Raw genomic sequence first — 23,951 nt, 5'->3', positions numbered from 1 at the left:
CTTACCCCTTATTTTTCGGTGTTGTTACGTCAGCATCAAAAAAGACTTCAAATACTTTTCCGCTGTTAACGATATACGTAGTTGGTCGAACTGTTGATGTACGTGCCATGTTCGCCATTTCCGTACCAACGTTACCAATGATGTTCCCGGCAATTTCTTTATCGTTTGGCTCTTCCTTCGTGCTTACAACATTGCCAGTATTTGTGATTTGGGTTGTACCAATGTTTTGATAGGCTTGTCCGTAACCCTCAAAGATTCCAACAGTAACCATACCGCCAAGCTTTTGCAAAGTGTGTTTTTGGACTTTATCAGCCATGCCCGATTGTTTTGTTCCAAGAGTTAAAGCTCGTACTTGGATTGCATACTCTTCGCCCTTAAACAACATACGGGTAAAGTTAAATTCAATATCCGCAGTATTCAGACCAACAGTACCAATAAGTTTTGCGCCGTTAAATTTACCGCCAATAACAGTAGCAAATAGGTTTTTACCTTTATCAGTATTCACACCTGTATCTAAACGCGCTTTCATTGTTGTACCAGCTTTAATGATTGCTAGTCCTTTAGTAGATTCGCTAGTCGTATTCGCAACGTTCAAGCTTCCAAGGTTTTGTTGCCCTTCCGATGCTTTAGTGTTGTGTGAATATTTATATGTTGAATATCCGTTGACCTTGTTCTTTGTATTAGAAAACGCAGCAAGTTGATCAACAAAAGCAGTTTGACTTAATTCACGCGTTGCAGCATTACGTTCTGCATAAGCAGCTGCTTGTTGGCTATATACACTAGCAACATCATTAGCAGCAGATGAAGCATGTTCATATTGTTGCGCGTAGTTAGTTTGATAAATCGGTGCGTTTTGATTAGCACCGTTTTGTGTTTGTGGTTGTTGTGGTAGACCACCGCTAGTTGGTTGAGGTAATGCACCACCTTGATTTGCCATATTAGCTCTGGCCATCTGGTCAAGTTCAAGCGTAATATTTGGTGTACCACCTGTTGCAGAACCGTTTACAGGTTGCCCATTTGGACCTGTAATAAAATTCTGATCGTTCAGATCGCCGTTTGGATCTTGTGTTGCAACTGTTTTAAATTCGGGCAAATAGCTTTCACCATTTTTGCCAGCTCGAGCAGCTTCTTCAGCTTGTTTTTGACGTTCATATTCTACATATTCAGGAGGGATAACATTTGTACCCTGTCCTTGGATTTCTGGTGTAGCAATAGCAACCTGATTATCTAAAGCTAGTTGGTCACTTTTCCCCATTGGGTTAAACATAAAAAAGCCTAATCCACCAACTACTACCAAACCAATAATTGCAACAACGCGAAAGCGCGTATCTGCAAAAACACGTTTTTTGTTAGCAGTTTTAATACTTGTATTTTTCAGTTTTTTAGGTTGGTCTTCTTCTGAATGAACTTGGTTTGCAGAAATAATAGTTTCATCGGTAGTACCTACTTCAGTGCTACGACTAGAATTCTCTTCAATGTCATTCGGGTTATTTTGTTGGTTCGTTGAATCCATTTTTAATTCTCACTTAATGACTTAAAATGCGTCTTCGAGGTAAACAGTTTTAGGTGTACCGCCAGTCGTTGAAAATGTGATGTACTTCAGATCTTCAGAATCTTCATAACGGAAGATCTTCATACCGTTGTTAGCGCGGAAAGAACTCAAAAAGGCTGGTTGAATAACACCAAAGTTACTACGCACATATATATAGCCACCAAACTTCCAAGCACGGACATTAGGACTATCGGTTCGCATTTCAACAGCACCCTCAGGCGCTAAGCCATCCATAAATTGCAAACTCACACCATCTGGAATAATCGATGTTTGATTGCCTGTTGAATACATAGCTTTGGCTGTTGGGCTTCGACCAGGTATACGTGCGTCTACACGAACATCTAAATCACGTTGGCCAGTAGCTAACATCAAAATTACTGGAGCACCCAATCCCTTTAATGTGACCGTTACGTTTCCGAAAGCAGCTGGATCTAATGGTTCGATTGAAAGGATGTTAGTTTCAGGGATTTCGTCTGGCTCTTTTTCGTTTTGCTCACCTAAGCCATCTGAGAAACGTCCACGGTCCAAAGAAATCTTTTCAATGTTCCATGGATTTCCTGAAGAATCGGTAAAGACAATAGTAGATAGCATGCCAGCGCTTAAACGAATTACTGGCGGTTCCTCACCAGGGTTTAATGAAATACCCAAACTACGGGTTTTCGCTTGTGGCGTATTTACATAAGGACTAGAAAGGCTTCGTTTTTGTTGCAACAAAAGTCCTTTAACTATTTTTGTTTGCTCAGGTGTGAACTGCAAACCAACAAGATTGTGAACCTGTCTGTCAATTTCCGATGCTGTATCAACTACCTCAGGTGCAACCAAAGGAGATTGAGCATCCGCAAAAGTATTCGGAGGCATATCAGCAGCATTAACTATTGTAGTTAATGCAGTAGAAGCAAAAAGAGCCAAAGATAATTTTTTCAATTTCATAAGTATCATCCAATTAACGCGCTGGAGTTAACGTAATTGTCTTAACAGCAATACCGTTGTAGTTCAGATAAGAACGTGGATGCTCAACAATAGTAACTGTCGCAATGAAGCGGTGAGTCTCTTTAGGTTGTTTGTCACCTAAGAAGAATTGAGTAGTGATAGGAACACGAACAGTCCAACTAGGTTCTGCAGCATGTAAATCACGGTTTTCGATTTGTGGAACATCAGTAGCAGTAGTTCGCATCGTTAGGTTGTTTTGTACGATTGTGCCAACTGTTTGTGATTGAGCGATTTGCTTCATCAATGAATCTTTACCGCCCTCAGTGAAATACATTGAACCAGCATTGTTAATAACGTCACGCCAGTTCAAGAAATCAAAGTTGTAGACAGAAAGAATTGCACTCTTACCGAATTCAGAAATAACAACGTCAGTAACGCGAGGGTTTTTTGATGCTTCGATTGGACAGATAACCGAGTTATCTACTGTTTGAACAGCTTTGACTTTTGGGTATGCATTAAAGGCAGCAAAAATAATCATCGCAAGAACAGCACTCACGATAAAAGCGAAAAACACGAAAACAAGCCATCGTCTTAACTTTGCAATCTCCTTATCTTTTTCATCCACCTGTTTTCTGAGCCAAAGACTAGGATCACAAGAACCTATTTCAGCGTTTTCATTAGATTTGTCTTTAGACACAACAGCACTCCTATTTCGCTGGCTGATATATAACAGATGGAATTGGACGATCTGATTTAGAGCTAAGCACACACTTAACTGGTGTGCCGTCATCAAAAACCAAAGATTCAAAATCTGTTGTGGTGAGTTTAAAAGCTACAAAACTAAGCGTTGTTAAAACGGTTAAAATGCACAATGAGGCAAACGTACTAACCAACACTCTTAAAAGCCTTGCGTATTTTCTTTTACCTATTATTGATACTTCAGCGTAAGGAGAACCCCATGTTGAAGTAGTCAAATTAGTTTTAGAGTTATCCATTTAGTCAATCACTAAACCCGACTTTAATTCGTCCTTATAATAGTCGGTATTAAACTCATTTGCTATATTAAGATCAAAATAATAAAAGGTATCTAGGTTATTAGCTAAAAGTGTTTTAACAAATTCATGGCTACCATTAACGTTTTCAATAGAATCTAAAGTAGGCTTTATACTAAAACCACTATGGCCTCTCCACTTTCGCCCATAAAAGTTAGAAGCAGTATCTTTACCAGCATGTCCAAAAGCACCAGCTATCACAAACTTATCAATACCCTTTACCTTAGCATTTGCAATACATTGATGCCTTGTACTGTATAAAGTAGGTCGTTGATCTTCATTAGTTAAAACCTTGCCTCTAAGCTTAAAGTAATTGATATAACTTAAACGTAAACGCTCTTGCAGTATTTTAATAAAAGTCTGTTTTTCATCCCATCCAAAGGTATAGCCACTAGTTTTATTTAAACTAGATACCTTTCTCACATACCTATTTAGCAAGTTCCAATAAAGGTATATCTTTTCTTGATCTTCATGTTTAAGGTCATCAAGTATTAAATACCTTTTAAGTCCATTAGCCCGACCATGTGTAGCCTTGCCATTTTCCACAATCATGATCAGTTTTGGTCCTTTTACTGCACAACAGAATGAAACGGAAAACCACTCAACAGGACGCAATCCAACAACAAGATTGGCATCAACAAAAGCAACCATCATCCGATCAAACTCACTAACCCTGGTGTTACTCTCGTTCTTATGCTCGAATTCTCTTACCAAGTAGTTGTAAAACGTGCGTTCAAAGTACTTTGTTTTCAGCTCAGAAGTACGCTTAGGTTTGTCCTTATTAGCTGTATATTTTGTGTTAATGATTCTTAAATATAATTCTTCTAAAAAATATTCATCAAAACCAGCATCTATATCTTCATCATTAATAGAGCCATTATTTAGCTCATTAAGCTTTAGACCGATTCCATACACTAAATATGCACGATATGTTCTAAATGTAGATTCCGCGTAATAACCATTTTCAGATTTAGTTTTAAATTCAGAATATATGTTTTCATATAACATTTTTAAATCTAGCTCTGAACTATCTAAATGTTTATCAATTTTTTGCTTAAGCTCAATATCATATTTGGTCTTAGTAGAATACGGAAAATCTTCTATACGACTTGTGTATTCTTTTAATGTCTTTGGATAGCTATTAGGATTCTCAAAACTGCTCACCACTACCACCCTTTATCCACATGCAAAACATGAGCACATACTACAACGTTAAACACCTTTCTAAAAGTACTCGTTAAAACGTTTTTCACTTTAAGCAAAATGTTTTTCACTTTTAAGCCCAATAAATGCGAATGTCTTTTTTGACTCCTCTCTTGTTAGTACAGTGGAAAAATCAAAAAAATGAAGTTGAGAAATCATAAAAACACAGTGGTCCTTTTTTACAGTGAAGTGCTTGATATGCATAGTTTCAATAGTCTTTTGCCAGTTGCGATGCCTTAAATTTTTAGGGAAAAATACGACTCTAAGCCTATCATTATTGCAGTTTAATTGGTGTTTAAGGTGTCAAATCTTTATATTTAAGATGCACAGCACTAAACCATAAGATAGGTTTTTATAAGTAGCAGCTTTAATGTCTTTAAACTTTTAAATTAGGAATGGTATATACCAAGATGCATTTTTTCTTCAAACAGTTTTTATCAATTTATTTAATATTAAAGAAGCTGGCTTATAAATAAATTGCATTATCACCAATAATATTTTTAATATTAATTAAAAAAAGCATATTAACATCTTTATTAATATACTTCTATACTGTAAAATATAAATTACAGTATTAATAATATTTTAATTAAAAAAAGAATAAATGTACTTTGTTATTTTCTGTATAAATTATATTCTAAAAAAAGAACAAAAAAGAATAGAAAAGATAATAAAAAGAAAGAATAAGACTATAAAGGAATATAAAAGACGTCTAGCAAACTATAAGAGCTCATTTACTCTCTATAATTGATTGAAAAAAGTACGTTGTATTTCCATTTCAGATAGGTACTACTAAAAAAAAGCATTGTTTTGGACAGACAATGCACTTAAAAAGAGTATTTTTTACAGATTTGTCTTGTTTAGGCCAGGTACGACTGCCTGAAGAACGCCCTTAGATATACGTTAAAGCTTATAAATTAGGTTTAAGCGAGTGCCTAAAAGTCGGCTTTATACCTTTTAAGGGATTTTTTATAATTAATAAAGTGCATTTTAATAGTTTTTATACTAAAATCATTTTGTCTTTATACCCACTTAATCCGGAGTAAAAATGAAGCACAATAAAAAGCTTTTAAGCGTTCTTGTAATTGGTTTAATGATGTCTGGGTGTGCTAGTCGTGATGTAACGCAATTAAACGTAGCAATCCCTTTATCTATTATATCTGAAGCATCTCAAGAGGCTTTAATTGCACAACAGAACTTAAAGAACTCTTCTGCAATTCAAATGCAAACTGTTCAGAAGAAACAAGGTAGCATCAACCATGACCTTTTAAATATCGACTACATAGGCGATCCAATACCTTTAATTAAAAGTATTTCTAGCCAATACGGATACCGTTTTGTAGAAGCTGGTCCTACTCATGAGCTTCCAATTGTTAATTTTAATAAAAAGCGTCTTACTGGTGTAGAAGCTTTACGCGATGTTTCTGCATATTTAAATACTGCTTCGATAACTCTAGATCATCAAAATAAAAGTATTTTATTGACTTATAACTAATACCCTTTAAATCCTTTTATACATATCTGGAGTTTTTATGGACTACTCTAATAATGCTTCATTACAAGAGCTACTAAACCCATCTAACCAGTCTTCTTTAGAAGTTCATGTTAGTAATGTTGAACAGCAAGCTCGTTATGAAGCCATGCTTGAATTAGTTAAGCAAAAAGGTATTAAGTTAGGGATCAATACTTATTTAAGCAACGCTCGTGAGGTCATCAAAAGCCAAGAGCGTAACCTTGATACAATCTTTAACTTTAAACCTTACATGATCAAAGATGTTGTTGTTCCCCCGGTTATTATTGAATCAAAAGATGTAACTGAGACACCTAATGCCATGTCGTACAAGACGACTAAGCAGACTTATAAAATCTTGAAACAAGCTCGTTTCAGTACTCGTGCACCTGATTGGCGTCAGTACCTTGTTTTCCCTACACTTGATAGCAATGTTGATTACGTGACTTTCATTCCGAAAGAAATGTTACCAGCTAACGAACAAGAACGAAAAATATGGAAAGAGACTGCTGCTAAGTCTTATGAAATGGGTTTAGTTGAGGGCCGAAATATTGTTGAAGATGCAGTAGATCGTCTTAAACGAGATTATTTGGGGATGGTTACTTTCCATAAGTTTGTTTTAGAGGGCAAGTTATCAATGCCAGCAATTAGCAGTCAATCACTGGCTGTTTCTTCTACACAAGACACTATTGCTCTTGATATGAAATTGCTTCAAATCCAACAATTACCGCAGTTCAATTCAAATATTGAAACTTGGAAACCAATTCTCCAACCTGAACAAATTGCACCTAGCTATCAAATTCCAAAAATTAACCTTGTTAGCGAACCTTAAGTTCGCTAACTCAATTGGAAGTTTTAAATGCAAATGAAGGTTTCGACATTAAAAGCAAAATCTGCATTATTTGATGTTAACAAGATTAAAGGATCTGAAAATAAGATTCTGACAGCTACCAAAGACATTCGCAAAGACTACGATTCTAGCCGTGGTTTTGGTTTGGCTACATTAACAGCCATAACGACATACAAAGATCCGAAACAAGGGTTTAAAAGTCGCGATGAATTTGAAAGTCTTCTATATGAAGCATTAGCTCATGGTGCTTCAGATATTTTCATTAGTCCAGATCGCCCCATCACAATGATGAAAGACTTGGAGTTATATTCGTTAACACACCGTATTATCAATCGTGATGAAGCTCTACACATCCTAAGAACGATTGCTGATGAAAATGCCTACTTAGTCCTTATTAATAATAAGTTTATTAATAAGGCATATCGTATTCTGCAGAAAGACGCTTCAGGTAAGGAAACTCGTTATAACTTTCGTGTGAACGTATCTCGAACTTCGTATCGTGGATCTGGAGATTCTTTTCAGATAACGTTACGTACAATTTCTGGCATTCCCCCTCACTTTTCAAAAGTGGGTTTAGATGAAGATTTCATTAAAAGATCGCTACCTCACAATGGTTGCTACATCATTGGCGGAATCACTGGTTCTGGTAAAAGTACAACACTAGCTTCAAATATTCGCTATGTGTTGGAAAATAATACTCATATTCGTGGAAATATTTTGACTCACAACGAGCCTATCGAATACGAGTATGACGCAATTGAAAGCACACACAGTATTGTTAGTCAAAGCGAAATCCCCAATAACTTCGAGACTTTTGCGGATGCAAATAGAGAGGCGATGCGTAGACGTCCTGCTGCAGTTGAAATCGGTGAATTGCGAGATAAAGAAACAATTTCTGCAGCTCTAGAACTTTCTTTAACTGGCCACCCTGTTTTTGCAACGGTTCACGCAACCACCGTAGACAAAATTATTCCACGTATGTTGAAGCGCTTTAAGCATGAAGAACATCTTCAGGCTGCAGCTGACATTATTGGTTCAGTTTATACATTGATTGCTCAACGTCTTGTTAAAGATGTGAACGGCAAGGTATTTGCTGTAAGGGAACACTTAATTTTATCACCTCAACTGAAAGAAGAATTGCTTTTAATTGATGATATTCATGCTCAACAGAAGTTTATTCGAGAGTTAATGATTAATTCTGATGGTTCAGATCCAAACATCAGTAAGAGTTTCAGGAAACAAGCTGACGATCTACTCAAAGCTGGTCGTTTGCATGAAGACTACTATTACAAACTGATTTATTAAGAGGCGAATATGGATGATCAATATGCACACTGGTCGCAATTTAGATTAAATCTAATCCTATGGGGCGGTTTAAACGGATATTTGTTTATACCTTTTCTAGCTGTTGTTATTAAGTTTTCCTTGTTCAAACTTATGCTTTTCATCGGCTTGATAGTAGCAACATTGGTTATTGAAAAAGTATTTAAATACAAATACAGCTATATCCCCTCTGCTCTTAGACGCTTAGTTTTTGGGGGCAATAAATACACTAGACGCGGTAGAAGACGTTACTCGTTGTAAATCTTGAAAAATTGAAAGGTAAACTTATGAAAAATACTCAAAATGAAAAACCAGCGATTGAAGAACGTTATATTGTTCTAGGTATTGATGATGGACATGGCGGTACAAAGCTTTATGCTGGTCTAGATCAAGATGGAAATGAAATCAAACTGACTATTCCTAGTATTGCTTATTCAGGAAAAGTCCTCACTGGCGAAGAGGATTCTACTGACTATTATGTGGTTAAAGTAAATGAAAACTTTTATACAGTTGGTAAGAAGATCAATAGTAGTGTTCCTCTGGATACCAGAACAGACGAATACCCGACATCTGAATATAACAAGGCACTAATACACCAGGCAATTAAGGCCTATATTGACCATATCGGAACATATGATGGTAGAGCGTTTGCAATCGCTACTTCACTTCCTGTTAGTCGCTATTACACACCTGAAAAAACCAAAAACATGCCACTTATTGATATGAAAACTAATTTTCTACTCAATGGTGATGTTTGCTTCAACTTAAAAGATCATAAAGCTGGTAAACCGCTTAATATCATTAAAAGACATATTGTTAAATGTGAAGCTCAAACAGCTTATTTTAATGAGATTATTGATGTACACGGAAACGGTTCAGAAGATAGTGATCTTTTAATAAGTTCTGAATGTGCTGTAATCGATATTGGCGGTAAAACCACTGATATTGTAGTCACATTAGATGGAGGAAACATGCTTGATGGCCATCGTTCTACATCACGTAACCTTGGTATTCTTACCATCTATGAACGAATCACTAGCTTAATTCTTGAATCTGGCTATAAAACAGTTAACGCTAACTGGCTAGATTTCGCACTAAAATCTGGAACTTATGGTATAGGATCTCAAGCCAAAGATATTACAGGTTTAATTCAGCAAGCTAAAAACGAATTCATGATCGAATTAAATAACTTTATCTCTAAACAGATCGGTGGAGGCGATGATTTAGCATTAGTATTATTTTGTGGAGGCGGTGCAGCTTTTCTTGAAAAAGAGATTAAAGAAAAGTACGACTTACCGAACGTAAGAATCGCTGAATCACCAGAGTACGCCAATGCTAAAGGTTTATATAAGTTAGCTAAATACATGTATAAAATGTACGCAGAAATCAAATGACAGATTCAAACTACATACAACTATCCTATCAATTAATTCACTTAACAAGAGAAGATCTTGATGTGATTAGTAATGTTAATAGAAATCTACCAGGTCTAGACTTAAACGCTTTTAGTTTAAGTCTGCTGTATTTAGGATTTATCTTTTGTACTGACAAGCAGAAGATTTTTCTAAATGCGCCAGTGCAAAATGAAATAGACGAGACGTTTGCACAGCCTGTACGAATGAAAATAGATAAAAATGCAAATCAAAAACTATTTAATTCAATTAAAAAACATCCTCAAGGAAAGCTTCGTAGAAATTACATAACTGCTGTTTTACATGCTGGTATAGCGGTTCTAATTGAGCTTTCATACCTTTATAAGTTGTATGAAGTTAATGAGGATATGGCAAGCCTATATTCTGTCAATTCTTTCCTATTAAGGTTTGGCTTAAGTACTTGTGTTGAAACATACACCAAGTTTAATACTGCTTACTATGTGTACGATATTGAATATCTTGAAAAAAAGTATCTTGATCATATATCCATACAAATACCAGAAAGTAGTAAGGAGCAAATTGAACAATCACCTAAAAAGCCCGTAACTAATTCTATCAAGAGCAAGGAGGTTCCTGTTCAAAAAGCAGTTAAGATAAAGGAAGCTAAACATACTGAACATAAAAACATTCAGGACCACTCCCCTACCGTTGAAACATCTCAAAATACCGAAACGTCCGAAATTAACAATGCTAAACCAAGTCAAAACGTATCTGAATCAAAACCAGTAACCAATCCAAGTAGTTCGGATTGGCTTAACCAGACTTTTAATCCAGATCTATTATAAAAAAAACCGGCAATGCCGGTTTTTTTCATTCAAAGTTTTGAAACTTCAATCATTCAAGCTCTTAAAAAACTCTTCAATTTTTCTAGCTTTCTCTTCTGTAATATCTGCATCCAAGGCTACTCGCAACTTAAGTACACTCTTACCTTTGGTACCACATTCAGAACTCATAGAACCAAATTTAACGCCCTTATCTGTCTTAAAATCGAATTTAATCTTACTCGGTTGTTCTTCAGTAGTAGCTTCTTCAGTTTTTTCAGGCTTAGTCGCCTTATTTGCTTTTTCTTCTTCACTCAAAATAGCTATAAATCCTTTATGACGCTTGCCCGTGGATTTAAATTCTTCAACGTATTTATCCCATTCTGGTCTTAACAAGTCGAAAATTGCTTTTTCAGTTTTAGTTTCTAAAGCTTTATTTATTGCGGTATTCACTTCTTGAGCAATATATCCAGAAATTAGCTCAGGATCTTCGTTCAAAGAGTCCAAAATGAACTCAGGTAAGTCTAGAATATATTTGAGACGGAAATACTTCGACTTATCAATCGCAAATTTTTCAGTAACAAATTCATAACTTTCAAAAGGATAACCAAACTCTTCACATAATTGCTTGATTTTTAATATGCTTTCAAAATCTGAAAGATTTTGTCTAGCAGTATTATCCAATAAAGCTGTTATAGCAGCTTTATCATCATTCATAGATGTTTTAACTAAAGCAGTAATTCTCTTGAGCTTTAAAATCTCTTTAATTGCTCTAAAACGTCTCTCACCAGCAATTAACTCGTAACGATTACCCTTCTGTCGAACTGTAATCGGGTTAATTTGTCCATTAGTTTCTATATCAGCAGCCAAAATTGGCAACTTCTCATATACACGTTTATTCATGATACGTGGTTGATAAGGTGATGGATCAATTAAATCAATGTCGATTGATTCTAAATGAGATCCGCTAACAATATTTTTTGTTTCTCGCTTAGCTAGTGGGTTAAGACTCCCCTCTTCTATGGTTGGAGTCGCTGTATTTTCTTTTACATCAGTAACTTGAGCATCACTCCCTGTTGCATTAGCAACAGATGTTTTTTTCATGCTTTTTACTTTATCTTTAAAGTTCATATCAGCACCTTATAATTTTTTGTATTCAGAAACCATTAGATCTACAAGTTGATTAATTGCTTGTTTTGCTGGTGTTTCTTTTCCAGCATCCAGATCAAATACGGAACACTTAACATATGATGCTTGACTAAAAACCGTAGCATTTGGAATACAGATTAATTCCTTATTTACCAGTTTTTCTTGCAATTTTGGTTGAGCATATTCATTGCGAATATCTTCAGCCAAGGTAAGATCCACTGTATTACGCTTGTTATAAAAGTTTAGTACTGGCGATAGAATTTTTAAATCTGGATTGCTTGTCTCTAAGTCATCCATAGAGTTAAGTATATCTTCCAAACCCTGAATACTGTATTCACCCTGTAATGGAATTAATAAACTGTTTGATGCTAACAAAGCATTAAAAGTTAGAGTTTCCATTCGCGGTGGACAATCTAACAAAATAAAGTCGAAATCCCCTTTTATCTTTCTTAATACACTTCTAATAATTTCATTAGGAACTGGACTAGAACGCTGAATATTGATTTCAACATCACGAATGTTATTAGCACAAGCAATCAAAGACACATTTTCAAAGTTGGTTTTATCTGGACCTTGTATAACATCGTGAATGTTAATTGTTTTATAGTTTTCAAAAATATCTTTTAGAGTGCCATCTATATCGTTAATATCTGGAACATTTGAAATATGTTTTGTTGCATTACGTTGGCTATCTAAGTCGATTACTAAAACCGTATAACCTAATTTTCCAAGCTTAGCAGCACAATTCACCGTAGATGTTGTTTTGCCCACACCACCTTTAAAGTGGATGCTTGTACAAATATAAGTTTTTCCTGAGTTCTTTTCCATTTTTCAATCACCTTTCAAGTAAAGTCAAACAATACAATATTTGAAAAATATTTAAAATACTTTTTCACTTTATTTTTAATATATTTCAACTTTTTCAATCTATATGCCTAACATGTGTCCATATCTTATGTGTTTTTCATTATCAGACTGATAACAGCTTTAGATTCCTTGGCGTGGATTTTTTCATTATCAGACTGATAACAGCTTTAGATCCCTTGGCGTGGTTTTTTACATTATCAGACTGATAACAGCTTTAGATTTTTAATCGTGGATTTTTTCATTATCAGACTGACAACAGCTTTCGATTTTTAATCGTGGATTTTTTCATTATCAGACTGATAACAGCTTTAGATCCCTTGGCGTGGATTTTTTCATTATCAGACTGATAACAGCTTTAGATCCCTTGGCGTGGTTTTTTTCATTATCAGACTGATAACAGCTTTAGATTCCTTGGCGTGGTTTTTTTCATTATCAGACTGATAACAGCTTTAGATCCCTTGGCGTGGTTTTTTTCATTATCAGACTGATAACAGCTTTAGATTCCTTGGCATGGTTTTTTTCATTATCAGACTGATAACAGCTTTAGATCCCTTGGCGTGGTTTTTTCATTATCAGGCTGATAACGGTTTTTCGATTCTAAATCGTTGATTTATTCATTATCAGACTGATAAAAATGGAGTTGCCAAGAAGAGGGGAGGGCTTACTACTACTTACAGTTAAATAAATGAGTAGACGTTGTGAAATGCACAACTGAAAATGATCTATATTAGCTGAGTAGGGGAGTGCCCTATTCAATAAAAAGACTACCAACAATATTTATAGAGAAATTTATTATATAGGCGGTTAATCCACTTAAATGTCTAGTAGGGGAGGGCTTCTTATTCATTCTTTTTAGTATTTGACCAAGAATACTGGCTTAGTGTTGAGATTGACCTGATTTAAGCTTTAAAAGGTATTAAATGCCACTTTAGTCAAGAGCTTAAAACCAGACTTAAAATCCTTAAAAGGTTTAAGGGGAATTAGATTAAAACCAATATTAACTATATAATACCCAACAATACACATATTAATAGGCTATAAAATGGCAGATCCAAAAGATAAGCTTGTACATGAGAATCATATTTATATATTTACTGTTGTTATGGTTTTAGTGGCTTTTTTGGCTGTATGGTTTGCTTATAAACCTCAAATTGTAGGGTTTTTAGTATACACAAAAGGCATTTTAATTATTCCTCTATGGTGGATACATAGCATATTCAAAGCTATCGGGCTTAACTACGTGCCTTTACTAAGTGAGTTGGTGTATTCAACAGAACACCTATGTAAACCAACAAACAATTGGCTTCCATTATTTTGTCAAAATAAGTTTAGCGAAGTCACTATTTTTCAAATTTCAAAAGCCAGTCAAGCATGGAATTTATTAATATTTTTGCTGGCAACACCTTGGATAAAGAAAGCTTATGACCGCTTCAACAGCGAGCATCCAGCACGGGGCTTTATCAAAAGCATGAACCTAGAAGAGTTCATAGAGGAACAAATTCCAAACCAAAGACACTTACAGGTTTTTGGTCCATTAGACTTGTCAAAATATGATACGAACAATGGTCATTTTAAAGCGCTAGATTCAACTTATGAGTTTGCAAATAGGCATGAGTTAATTACAGGAACTAAAGAGCGCCTTGTGAACATTACAATCAACGGAGTAACGAAAGAATATAATGATAAAAGTGAAACAGTACCTATCATAGATGAAGAGAAGTTTTTAAATGTCTTACGTGAACAACTAGGGGATCTTTGGATAACCCTTGATAATTCAAAAGAAACATCACCCGATGAATTATCGTATTTATCCGATGTTGATACAATTTTGCTAGCTTTGTATTTACCAGTAGCATGTGCAACCGATGAATCTATGGATGATGAAGAGTTCCGTAAAATCAAAAAAGATTCAACAACATTAATTAATTACTATTGGGATATTTGCACAAAAAATATACCTAACAACCCATTGTTTGCAATTGAAAATCAGTATGTTGAGGGCGATCGTAAGCTTGTAGGGTTTAATTTTGATTTCCTTAGAAAAAGAATTCACAAATACATTAAACATCCCGTTGCTACTAAGATTTTTAAAAACCATGCATATGTAAGAACTATTTTGTGTGAGGTTGTATTAACAGCAAGACAACTAGGTGTAATGCCACCAACAGATATACGCTGGTTAAAACTATACAATCGAACTGCATACGCATTCATACAGAATATTGGTAGACCGTCTTTGTTTAGTGAGGGTTTAGGTCCAATCTCGCATTATCTAATTGAGGTGAAATTAGGGAAGCCATTAGAAGAGCCAGACTTTAACATTGGCCTTGTTGGTTTTGAATACGAATTATTGAGTTTTGCCATGACTGAAGCTAGACAAAAAGCTGCTGAAGATGTGAACAGTATTATTCGAGTAGTAGAGTTTACGGACAAGGAATTAAACAACGGATCTTATAACTCTAAAAACAATGATAAAGATGATTTTAAGTATAGTGACGATCATGTTTTTGATATGGTGAGCGTAGAAATACCACAGGATGAAATACAAAAAAACAAGCAAAAAGGGTTTTAGTCTTAAACTTATAAGTTATAATTGACCGGTATTAAAACACCGGTCTTTTTTATTTAACTATTTTTTTAAAACCATATTTTAACTATACTGCTAAAACATGGCTTAAAAGGTAATACTCTAAAATGCTTTTAAATAATTTCACTAAAATAGTAGCAAGTTGCGCTATTAGTATTATTACAATCTCTACTTACGCTGCACCATCTCAGGACCTTACTTCTAAGATGCAAAAAATGGGCAAAGTAAAAGAAGTTAAACCCTTTAGTGGAGGTTTAACTTCTTGGATTCTTGAGGCACCTAATGGGAAAAATGCGGTGTTTTTTACAACATCCGATGAAAAAGTCATCTTACATGGTACAGCTTGGGATTCTGCTACTAAAAAAAATATATCTGAGCCTCTTAAATTAACTGCAAAAAAAATGAATACACCAGCACGACAACCAACAGCTTCCGTTGGGAATTTGGCCAGTGCATACAATCATCCAGTCTTTAAAGCTGTAAAAACGCTTTCAGGGTTTAAAGAGGGGAAAGCGAATGATAACAACACTGTTTACATCATTTACGATCCACGCTGTAAATATTGTCACGAAACATTCAACCTTTCTCGCTCATACGTTAAAAGCGGTGCAACTATTAAATGGATTCCAGCTTTAGTTCTAAACCAAAGTGAAAACGGAAAACAATTAGCAGCTGGAATTCTTCGTAAACCATCTGAAGATACTATTAATAAAACCTTTAATGGAACAGATGAAGAAATTAACTCAATTAAAGTGATTCCTACACCACAGGAACTTGCTGAGTTGGATAAACACTTAGGCGCTCTTCAATCTATCTTCTTCTATCACGAAGATATTGTTGCAATGCCAAAAGAAGATCGTGAACAGCGAGAAGCAATTCGTAGCGCTGGACAAAAGCCACAGCCACTAACTGCTGGTGTACCAGTTGCTATCTTTGTAAATAAAAAGACTGGAAAAGTTGAAGCTCGTAGAGGAACTTCAGAAACAGCCACTCTTGACTATATTTTCAAATAAGAGGGAATTGAGATGAACAAAACTCAATTGAAAGCTTTCCAATCGATTGTCGGAAACTTTTCACCTTATTTCTCTAAGATAAACAATGAGTCTATGTTTTTAGATTCTGACCTTTCTGGAGATACGGATAGAAATCGCCAGGTGAGCATCTTCAATATAGATGCAAAGGCCACGGATCTACTATTAACGATCAAAGGATTTGATCAGGTCGAGAATAATTTGTTTAGAGGACAAGTTTTCTTAAAGTCTGACGAAAACACAGAAATTCTTATAAGTGAGCCATGCTATTACTTAAACAAAAGCAAGGTTCGTTTCAGTACATATGAACTTCAGAGCTACATAAAGGAAGTTTGGCATCAAGCTCTAAATGAATATAAGGCTGATGTTACAGACAGCCCTATACGTTCTAATGAAGAAAAATACAGCTTATCTTTAGCAGATAGATTCTCTAGTTTTAAAACGTCTTGGCCAGCTATGGGCATTGTAGCTGCAGTAGTTGTTTTTGCTGGAGGCGGTTACTTTTTAGGTTCAGGTACTAATGAGAAAAATGCATCTTCAGAAACAAGTTCGCAACAACTAAGCACATCTGATAACCCTGAACTTGACGGTAAAGCCTTGGCTCTTAAAAACATGGGGTTAGATCCTAACTCAATGGCTTTTGATAACTCATGCTTTCAAGAAAAATAAGGTGAAATATCTATGAGAGCTAGACGAATAGAAAACCTTGAAGCATTACAGCTAAAGGCCTCAGAAATAGCACAAATAACCGTTAAAGAGTTGGAAGCACGACACTATTTAGTTTGGTGGTTGAGCTCATATGACCGAAACATGAAACGTGGCTATAACAATGAAACCATTTGCTTAAGCACCTATCAGGTGAATGAGTTTTGTTTTTCATATGCAATCACAAGCGAAGTTGAAAAGTTTTATTTACTAATACAACCCGAAAATTGGTTTTTAAATGATTTAACTTTCGAGTCTGCTTCTATAGATGAAAAAGGCTTAGTTTTAAATTTAGCTGAAGTAAATGATCAGTTATTCAAGCTGTATATATCGCGAATGCAAATCAGATTTAATCTTGATGAAATTCATGCTGAACGTTTAACACACGCAAAGAAATATGCAAAAGAACTGGTCTTTATTCAATACAACCCACAGAAAAATCAGGTCATGAATGTAGGTGTTTCTATCAATTTAGAAAACAACACAATCACTCGAAAATCATCAAATCAAACGGCAAAAAATAAGCGCTTGAAAGGGGCATTCTAATGAAGAAATCAAACTATTTTAAGGTAATTGGTGCAATAGCAGTTTCAACAGTTGTTTCACTTGCTTATGCTGGCTTTACTGAAATTAATAGTTCTGGAGACATTGTATCTAAAGACAGTGCAAATGCTTTACGCACCAGTTTTTCAACACCAAATCAAAATATACCAGCGCCATTACGCACATATTCACTATGGGATAAGATCTCAGAGACAACCAAATATAATGGCACAGTACAACCAAAGCCAACACCTGTTGCAATTGAGAGTACATCTTCTCAAGCACAAAATATTCAAAGCAAGAGCAATATTAATGTGGCTAACATAGAGAGCCAACAGGAAATCAAAAGATTACAGGCAGCACTAAAAGAGAAAGAAACTGAGAATAACAAGCTCAAATATTCAAACCTTGAGATGCAAGTGCAAGTAGTTGAACTAAAAAGCGATATAAACGAACTGAAGCAACAAGTTAACTTTTTAGCAAGCCAGATGCAAATTGTTGAAAGCGATGTGCTTGTAATGAAAAACAAAAAACCAAGTTCTTTTTTAGCACGAAATTAAGCAATGGTTGTGAAGAAAATTACTCAAAAACCTACCAGTGAACAGCAACGAGCAATTGATAAAGCAACACGACTAAAAACCAGTTTTAAATTGATTGCTTTTGCTGGTACTGGTAAGACTACGACATTGATCCATTGTAGTAGTGCTTTGCAACAACTAGGTAAGCTTGGACTATATCTATCATTTAATAAAAAGATGGCAGATGAAGCTAATCAAAAATTCGCTGAATATGGGCTGAATTCAGTCACATGTTCTACATTCCATTCTCTAGCTTACAGAAATATACCTGGTTGGCTGAAAAATAAGATTAACAAACCTACGTTACTTCCTAAAGATATTGTTCAAAAGTTTAAGCTTGAAAACATTCGATTTCAGTACAACGGGAAAAACCGACAACTCACCGATCTAACATTAGCGCTGATTATCCTTAATACATTACGTTATTTTTGTATGACAGTGGATCAGACTGTTACCAATGATCATGCTTACATAGCTTTAAAAGAACAAACATCAATTAAGCGCAATGACGTTCTTGAAGATAAAATCACTTCAATTGCGAAAATGATCTGGAATGATGTAGTTGATCCAAACGGTGATTATGGTATTACACACGATTACTATCTCAAGTGGTGGGTACTGCAAAAACCACAACTTGATTTTGATTACGTGATGGTAGATGAAAGCCAAGATAGTGACCAATTAATACTAGACGTACTCAAACGTCAAAAAGCAAAAGTTATTTTTGTTGGAGATCCATACCAAAGCATATATGGCTTTAGGGGTGCGAAAGATATTTTACAGAACCTAGATCTTGAAGCATTGTACTTAGAACAGTCGTTTCGGTTTGGTAATGCAGTTGCAGATATAGCTAATCTACTTCTCAATAAACTTTTTGGTGAAACCAGACAGTTAAAAGGTTTACCAAGTAAAACGTCAAAAGTTACCACTTTCAGTACATCAAGTTATGCACCATCTTCATTGAACGCGATTATTTGTAGAACAAATGCTACGGCTTTTGAATACTTTTTTAAGTTTCATGGCTACCTTAATGGCGAAAAGAAAATACGTCTTGAGGTTGATGGAAAGCGCAGTAAAGATATTTTCAGTGGGATTTTTCAACTGAGAGCAAATAAACGGCCAACGTGTAAAGAGCTTCAAAACTTTTCTTCCTACCAAGAGCTTGTGGACCATATACAAGTGTTTGGAGAAGTGGAGGGGGCAACTACAGAATTAAAAACCTTTCTGGATCTAACAAACCAATACTCATGGCAAGTGATTGAGTGGGCGTTAGAAAATAGTATGGCTGATGATGAAACTGACCCAAAAAACACTTTGGTCATTAGCACATCACACAAGAGTAAAGGTTTAGAGTGGGATAATGTCCTAATCGCAAAAGGCTTTAACTATAAAATTCTCGATAAAAAGCTAATGATTTCTGCAGATGAAAAACGGCTGTTGTATGTGACCGTAACACGAGCCAAAAACATATTATTTACAGATGGCATTAATGATTTATTGGAACACTTAAATTCAAAAAATACGGAGATTTCAAATGCCTAATCAAGTTGAAGTTCTGCAAAATAGAGTGTTTCAGGCATGTCACAATGCTAGTTATATTCGCGGAGAGTTTCATCACGAACCGTATATCATGGAGCTTGTTAAGAAAAAGGGCTCACAGGTCGCAGATATAATCACACCACTTCTTGAAATGTTTCATCTAATTGAAAAGGAAACAAAGTCAATCTTTAGTTTCACGGAAGATTTTAATTTCAAGCAACGCCATTTTGAACCAGGTGTTTATCTCAAAACTAAAGAGATATTAAATGGTGTAGAAACGTTCGATGGCCTGGCTATCGTTGATATTCCTTCAGGATCTTTTAGAAGCATTGTCATAGATTCAGGCGGTGGAATTGCTTCAAGTAAACATACAATTGAGCAGTTTAAGGAATTAAAGGGGAGATATTTAATTCCATTTTATTTTGATGGAATATATGTGCACCCTCACTGTTATACATATTTTTTCATCGAAAATGATATTAAGAGGGTGATGCCCCTTGAGGCTTATGATTCAAGCAAAGTAGGAAATGAGCAAAACATGGGCTTGCATTGGGTAGAAGAAGCAATTGAATACGGTAATCTTCACTTTGGGTTTGAAGTTGAAACACCAGATACCGAAACAATTATAGAAAAAGTCTAAAACCAAACGACAAAAAAGGGCATCTTATAGATGCCCTTTTTATGTTTTGAAATTAATAAGAAAGGTCGATTGCCACTTGTGCTAAAGATGTAAAAGCAGAGGATTCACACATAAAAGATTGACGAATAAAAAACGATGGATTGTATGAGCTCACCATAGTTTGACTATCACAGTTTTGGCTAAATTTAATATGTTGTGTATTGATTGCTTGCCAAGCTGCAGCATTCTTTTGACTTTCCGCACGAACGTCTTTGATGAAACGTGTTAATGATTGGTTGTATGGTGTATTGCACTTAAGTTCTGGTGAACCGTACTCAGAATCACGCGCTTCATTATAATTAAACACGCATTTTTGATACTCAGCTTGTACCTTGTTATAAGCTTGAATAGCTTCAGCTTTGGTCTTATAACCAGCGTTGGCAGATGACGTAATAATGGTAGCAGCACATAACAAAGCTAAACTTAAAAACTTTTTCATAACCTGATCCTTTATTACTTCATTAATGCCGGAATAAACATTGCCCAACCTAATTTATTGGTCGCTTTACATTGCATGCTTAGTGTTTTGTACTTTGCAGTCTGGCCAGCGTATAACTGATCGCAGTTAGCAAGTAACTGAGTAAAGTTTCGATTGTGATCAGCTAGAACACGCGGAGCTTCTTCATTATTAATATATTTAGAAGCAAGGCTACCAAGCTGACTTGCGCGGTTATAAACATTTGTATAGCAATTTAGGTGTTTTGCATCAAATGGATCGTTAGAAACCGCAGCACATTTAACGTTTACTAAGCGCAGTTTTTCAAGTTCAGCACGAATAGAGTCTGAGCTAGTATTAGCACTAGCATTAAAAGATGCACATGCTAAAAGGCTAAAACCCAATAAAGACAAAAATCTGTTTTTCATAATATTTCCTTTAATTGCTCTATTAAGGGTATTCAGAATAGTAAGGGCATAAACGCATAACAATACCTTCAAATGTAACGGCTTCAGCTAAAGTCACAACACCATCTCGAGGGTTTCTATCGAGGTTTCTGTTCGCATTATATTCACGACTAGGGCTTTTATATGGTCCACCTAAAACTAGAGCATAAAACCCAGCTATTGTTTTATTATTATAGTCGCTTTTACGTTGTCGTGCTTTTACTGCAAGATATAAATCTAATAATTCGACTTGTTGTTGAGCACTCAGTGTAGTGATTTGCTTAGGGTTTGATTTAATTGAAGCTGGTATTCCTCTCGCTGTTAAATCTGAAGCATTAATATCTGTTATACCAATTTTAGTCCATTGACTTAAACCATATGCACCAGCGTTGTTGTCAATTTTAAGATTAAAACCGGCAGATTCAAAACCAAGAATAGCTGCAACGTCATTAGGGTTATAACCATGTTTTAAAGAAACACGTTTAATACCATCTTTAACCGCACCAAAAGCACCTGGTATACCCCAACCACATTTACGATCTGGAGTACCTTGTCCACCTTTTAAGATTTGTGCATCTGAATAAACTTGCCCGTTTCCACCTTCCTCAAAAAGCTGTTTCATTTCAACTACTGCTACTTCAGGAATAACAGTTGGTTGTTCAGCTTTCGTATAAAGTTCATCTACACGGCCAGAATAGCGTTGAGTTTCTGACGCTGTATAAGCTGCCAAAAGAGCCTCTAAGCGTTCATTTTGTTTATGGATCTCTTTAGTCAAATAGTTTTGTGCATTGATAATGTTTAGCTTTTCAATCAAAAGCCCCATCATCGACATAGTTGCTAATTCATTAAACCATTTAGAGTTGCCATAACGTCCAGTACCAATGTTTTCAATTAATTCTGCTGGCGTAGAATTAAGTGCACCAATATCAAAACCCACATCATCAGCCGTACCACCAAAAATAGTTCTAGGCGGTGCATATTGAGCAACATCATTTGCATAAATGGTACCGCTTGCAGCTGCTTCAGGTGAGATAGTACCGTCAGCAATCATTTGAGCGACTTGCACTTGTGCAGATCCATAAGCATCCATCGAAACATCGCCACTAAATGCAAGTGCTGGAAGCTTTTTGCCTTGTTTTACTGCAATGCCATCTACCGATGAAGAAACGGGGAGGGTGATTCCTGTTGATGATGAATATAAGGCATTCCATTGAGTCCTAATGGTGTTACCCAAGTACGGTGTGTATTTGTTTTCTAATGCTTGTCCTTGTGGCGAGACACTAATCACAACGTCTTGAGGTAAATATGGCGTAGGATCTGTTAACTTATATTCAGAACTACCCACATATGGCGCAGATCCTTTAACGCGTTGCTGAAGTGCAATGGATGGATTTTTAAAAACTTGATCTAAGTTTTTATTCAGCCAAACATCTAGCCCACGTTTTGCCTTTACACCATATTCAATGTGCAAATGCACGGCACATGAACCACAGCCTTTATTTGACATGTGTGCGATGTTTTGACCAGCTTGAATACGTTGACCAGGGTAAGCGTTATATTTTTTTTGATACGATGGATCAGTATGGCGATACATGATTCGATCGCCAGTATCCATCTGCATAATTAGTGGGTTAGTGGTTGATTGGTTGCTTGCACCAGATGAACGTGTGTCATAAGAGATAATAGAACCTGAACCAATTGCTTTAAGTGTAAGGTCATTAGGATTCGCACGACTAATATCAATACCGTTATGACTACCAGCAGCGCCCCCTCGCAAACGAAATTCACCAAAACGACCAGCACTACGGCGCCCATCATTCGGCATGATCGAATATTTATGGAAAATCATTTTTTGAGCGTTGTTAGGAACTTTTGCCGTATTAGCATTTGTAGCGGTTACGTTTTCAGAAATAGGATCGGCGTTAGCGGTATAAATAAAAGCCGAACAAGTCACTAAAATTGCGACTTTAATGCCACAGCTCAAGGGCTTTAATTGAAATGAGGGTTTAAATTTCATAAGTGAATCGCCAGGCTTAAAGGAAGTTCTTAAAATAAATTAACTTCTTATTAAATGTCCCTAATAGCTAAGTGGACGGATTAAGTATATACGATTAAATACTTATTTTATACTTTAAAAAAAGTTTTTAGGTTTTGTTTTAAGATAGTATATACATATAGCGTTAATCTTATTGATAGGTTTAAGAATAAGGTTACATGGTTTTAATATTTTAATTTAATAAAAGTAGTGAGGTATCTAAATATGTTAAATCACGCACACGTTTTAAGCGCTACTTTCGACCAAGCGATTGACCGTGCTTCAATGGGATTAGACTTTTTAATCCAAAACAAAGTACACATGAAGAATGAAAATGCCTTGTTAGCTCACATTGAAATGCTAGAAAACAGAATCAAAGGTATTACAAATCAGTACAACGAATTGGTTGCTGAAGCGAACGCACACATTGATGACGTTACAAGCAAGCACAATGAGCTGGCGAACAAGTACAACAATGTTTGCGCCCAAATGAAAGCAAAAGACATCGAGCTTAATAACAAGCAAATTGAGTTAGAAGAAGAGCGTATCAACAACTTTGACTTACTTGTGCAAAACCGTTCATATAACAATTTGAACCGTGCTTACAGTCATGCAGTTGGTCAGCTAGAGAAAGATCAACAGCAACTTGTTAATATCGGCGTTCGTAGATTTATTTTTAACTCTACAAACAAAAACAACATTCAGAAAATCAACTTTTAATTATGAATATTTTGATAAAAAA

General features: G+C 35.6%; 23 protein-coding genes. 13 read left to right on the top strand and 10 right to left on the bottom strand.

Translation table 11 applies throughout. The annotated features are described in order from the left end of the window. Nucleotide 1: 1 nt before the first annotated feature. The 5 genes from ACEWB7_RS03520 to ACEWB7_RS03500 are packed head-to-tail and all read right to left on the bottom strand — an operon-like array spanning nt 2 to nt 4,698. Nucleotides 2-1,513 carry a DotG/IcmE/VirB10 family protein gene (locus ACEWB7_RS03520; RefSeq protein WP_411580438.1) on the bottom strand — a complete coding sequence of 504 codons (1,512 nt, stop codon included), beginning with the start codon at nt 1,511-1,513 and terminating at the stop codon, nt 2-4. A gap of 21 nt (nt 1,514-1,534) precedes the next feature. Further along, on the bottom strand, nt 1,535-2,482 hold the full coding sequence (locus tag ACEWB7_RS03515) for a DotH/IcmK family type IV secretion protein (protein ID WP_005005900.1): 948 nt from the start codon (nt 2,480-2,482) through the stop codon (nt 1,535-1,537). Between the two features lie 13 nt (nt 2,483-2,495). Further along, nucleotides 2,496-3,179, bottom strand: coding sequence for a DotI/IcmL family type IV secretion protein (locus ACEWB7_RS03510; protein ID WP_005005897.1), 684 nt, complete (start codon nt 3,177-3,179; stop codon nt 2,496-2,498). Between the two features lie 10 nt (nt 3,180-3,189). Then, nucleotides 3,190-3,477: a hypothetical protein gene (locus ACEWB7_RS03505; RefSeq protein WP_024160792.1), complete on the bottom strand. Its 288-nt coding sequence runs from the start codon at nt 3,475-3,477 to the stop codon at nt 3,190-3,192. After that, nucleotides 3,478-4,698 (bottom strand): hypothetical protein, encoded by a 1,221-nt coding sequence (locus tag ACEWB7_RS03500; protein WP_228199015.1) that lies wholly within the window; start codon nt 4,696-4,698, stop codon nt 3,478-3,480. 1,087 nt (nt 4,699-5,785) lie between these two features. On the opposite strand from ACEWB7_RS03500, the gene ACEWB7_RS03495 reads away from it, so the two are divergent. The 5 genes from ACEWB7_RS03495 (at nt 5,786) to ACEWB7_RS03475 (ending at nt 10,638) form a co-directional block, all read left to right on the top strand. Then, nucleotides 5,786-6,232 carry a DotD/TraH family lipoprotein gene (locus ACEWB7_RS03495; protein ID WP_411580437.1) on the top strand — a complete coding sequence of 149 codons (447 nt, stop codon included), beginning with the start codon at nt 5,786-5,788 and terminating at the stop codon, nt 6,230-6,232. Between the two features lie 37 nt (nt 6,233-6,269). After that, nucleotides 6,270-7,079, top strand: a complete 810-nt coding sequence (locus tag ACEWB7_RS03490; protein ID WP_024160789.1) for a type IV secretory system conjugative DNA transfer family protein — start codon at nt 6,270-6,272, stop codon at nt 7,077-7,079. A gap of 27 nt (nt 7,080-7,106) precedes the next feature. Further along, nucleotides 7,107-8,402 (top strand): ATPase, T2SS/T4P/T4SS family, encoded by a 1,296-nt coding sequence (locus ACEWB7_RS03485; RefSeq protein ID WP_024160788.1) that lies wholly within the window; start codon nt 7,107-7,109, stop codon nt 8,400-8,402. 305 nt (nt 8,403-8,707) lie between these two features. Continuing rightward, nucleotides 8,708-9,814 carry a ParM/StbA family protein gene (locus tag ACEWB7_RS03480; protein WP_024160787.1) on the top strand — a complete coding sequence of 369 codons (1,107 nt, stop codon included), beginning with the start codon at nt 8,708-8,710 and terminating at the stop codon, nt 9,812-9,814. After that, nucleotides 9,811-10,638, top strand: a complete 828-nt coding sequence (locus ACEWB7_RS03475) for a hypothetical protein (RefSeq protein ID WP_024160786.1) — start codon at nt 9,811-9,813, stop codon at nt 10,636-10,638. Before ACEWB7_RS03480 ends, ACEWB7_RS03475 begins: the two co-directional genes overlap by 4 nt. 45 nt (nt 10,639-10,683) lie before the next feature. On the opposite strand, the gene ACEWB7_RS03470 is transcribed toward ACEWB7_RS03475, so the two are convergent. Together ACEWB7_RS03470 and ACEWB7_RS03465 are read right to left on the bottom strand one after the other, a co-directional pair. Then, complete coding sequence (locus ACEWB7_RS03470; RefSeq protein ID WP_024160785.1) at nt 10,684-11,745, bottom strand: ParB/RepB/Spo0J family partition protein; 1,062 nt, start codon at nt 11,743-11,745, stop codon at nt 10,684-10,686. Between the two features lie 9 nt (nt 11,746-11,754). Next, the gene (locus ACEWB7_RS03465) at nt 11,755-12,591 is read right to left on the bottom strand and encodes a ParA family protein (protein WP_005028640.1); all 837 of its coding nucleotides are present in this window, start codon (nt 12,589-12,591) and stop codon (nt 11,755-11,757) included. A gap of 1,081 nt (nt 12,592-13,672) precedes the next feature. Here ACEWB7_RS03465 and ACEWB7_RS03460 point away from each other — a divergent pair. The 7 genes from ACEWB7_RS03460 to ACEWB7_RS03430 all read left to right on the top strand — a co-directional run bounded on the left by ACEWB7_RS03460 (nt 13,673) and on the right by ACEWB7_RS03430 (nt 20,253). After that, a complete protein-coding gene (locus ACEWB7_RS03460) occupies nt 13,673-15,202 on the top strand; it encodes a Type IV secretion system protein IcmP/DotM (RefSeq protein ID WP_024160802.1) in 1,530 nt (509 codons plus the stop codon). 122 nt (nt 15,203-15,324) lie between these two features. Then, a complete protein-coding gene (locus ACEWB7_RS03455) occupies nt 15,325-16,230 on the top strand; it encodes a hypothetical protein (RefSeq protein ID WP_005028646.1) in 906 nt (301 codons plus the stop codon). A gap of 12 nt (nt 16,231-16,242) precedes the next feature. Continuing rightward, nucleotides 16,243-16,917 (top strand): hypothetical protein, encoded by a 675-nt coding sequence (locus ACEWB7_RS03450; RefSeq protein ID WP_005028648.1) that lies wholly within the window; start codon nt 16,243-16,245, stop codon nt 16,915-16,917. A gap of 12 nt (nt 16,918-16,929) precedes the next feature. Further along, nucleotides 16,930-17,499: a hypothetical protein gene (locus ACEWB7_RS03445; protein ID WP_005028650.1), complete on the top strand. Its 570-nt coding sequence runs from the start codon at nt 16,930-16,932 to the stop codon at nt 17,497-17,499. Next, entirely contained in the window at nt 17,499-18,056 is a 558-nt protein-coding gene (locus ACEWB7_RS03440) for a hypothetical protein (protein ID WP_005028652.1), read from the top strand. Before ACEWB7_RS03445 ends, ACEWB7_RS03440 begins: the two co-directional genes overlap by 1 nt. Before the next feature lie 3 nt (nt 18,057-18,059). Beyond that, on the top strand, nt 18,060-19,616 hold the full coding sequence (locus tag ACEWB7_RS03435; protein WP_005028656.1) for a UvrD-helicase domain-containing protein: 1,557 nt from the start codon (nt 18,060-18,062) through the stop codon (nt 19,614-19,616). Next, a complete protein-coding gene (locus tag ACEWB7_RS03430) occupies nt 19,609-20,253 on the top strand; it encodes a hypothetical protein (protein WP_005028658.1) in 645 nt (214 codons plus the stop codon). Before ACEWB7_RS03435 ends, ACEWB7_RS03430 begins: the two co-directional genes overlap by 8 nt. A 52-nt stretch (nt 20,254-20,305) precedes the next feature. Here ACEWB7_RS03430 and ACEWB7_RS03425 read toward each other — a convergent pair whose 3' ends face one another. From ACEWB7_RS03425 to ACEWB7_RS03415, 3 genes are read right to left on the bottom strand one after another with little or no spacing between them, the layout of a single operon-like run. After that, complete coding sequence (locus tag ACEWB7_RS03425; RefSeq protein ID WP_005028662.1) at nt 20,306-20,731, bottom strand: hypothetical protein; 426 nt, start codon at nt 20,729-20,731, stop codon at nt 20,306-20,308. Nucleotides 20,732-20,745: 14 nt separating this feature from the next. Beyond that, entirely contained in the window at nt 20,746-21,156 is a 411-nt protein-coding gene (locus ACEWB7_RS03420) for a hypothetical protein (RefSeq protein WP_005005820.1), read from the bottom strand. Nucleotides 21,157-21,178: 22 nt separating this feature from the next. Continuing rightward, nucleotides 21,179-23,191: a peptidoglycan DD-metalloendopeptidase family protein gene (locus ACEWB7_RS03415; RefSeq protein WP_099143561.1), complete on the bottom strand. Its 2,013-nt coding sequence runs from the start codon at nt 23,189-23,191 to the stop codon at nt 21,179-21,181. Between the two features lie 243 nt (nt 23,192-23,434). On the opposite strand from ACEWB7_RS03415, the gene ACEWB7_RS03410 reads away from it, so the two are divergent. Then, a complete protein-coding gene (locus ACEWB7_RS03410; protein ID WP_042893415.1) occupies nt 23,435-23,929 on the top strand; it encodes a hypothetical protein in 495 nt (164 codons plus the stop codon). Nucleotides 23,930-23,951 lie beyond the last annotated feature (22 nt).

This window comes from Acinetobacter sp. NIOH-H-8, from assembly GCF_046635365.1.
Lineage (GTDB): Bacteria > Pseudomonadota > Gammaproteobacteria > Pseudomonadales > Moraxellaceae > Acinetobacter.
Note: the sequence above shows the minus strand (reverse complement) of the source record. Positions and strands in the feature narration are given on the sequence as shown.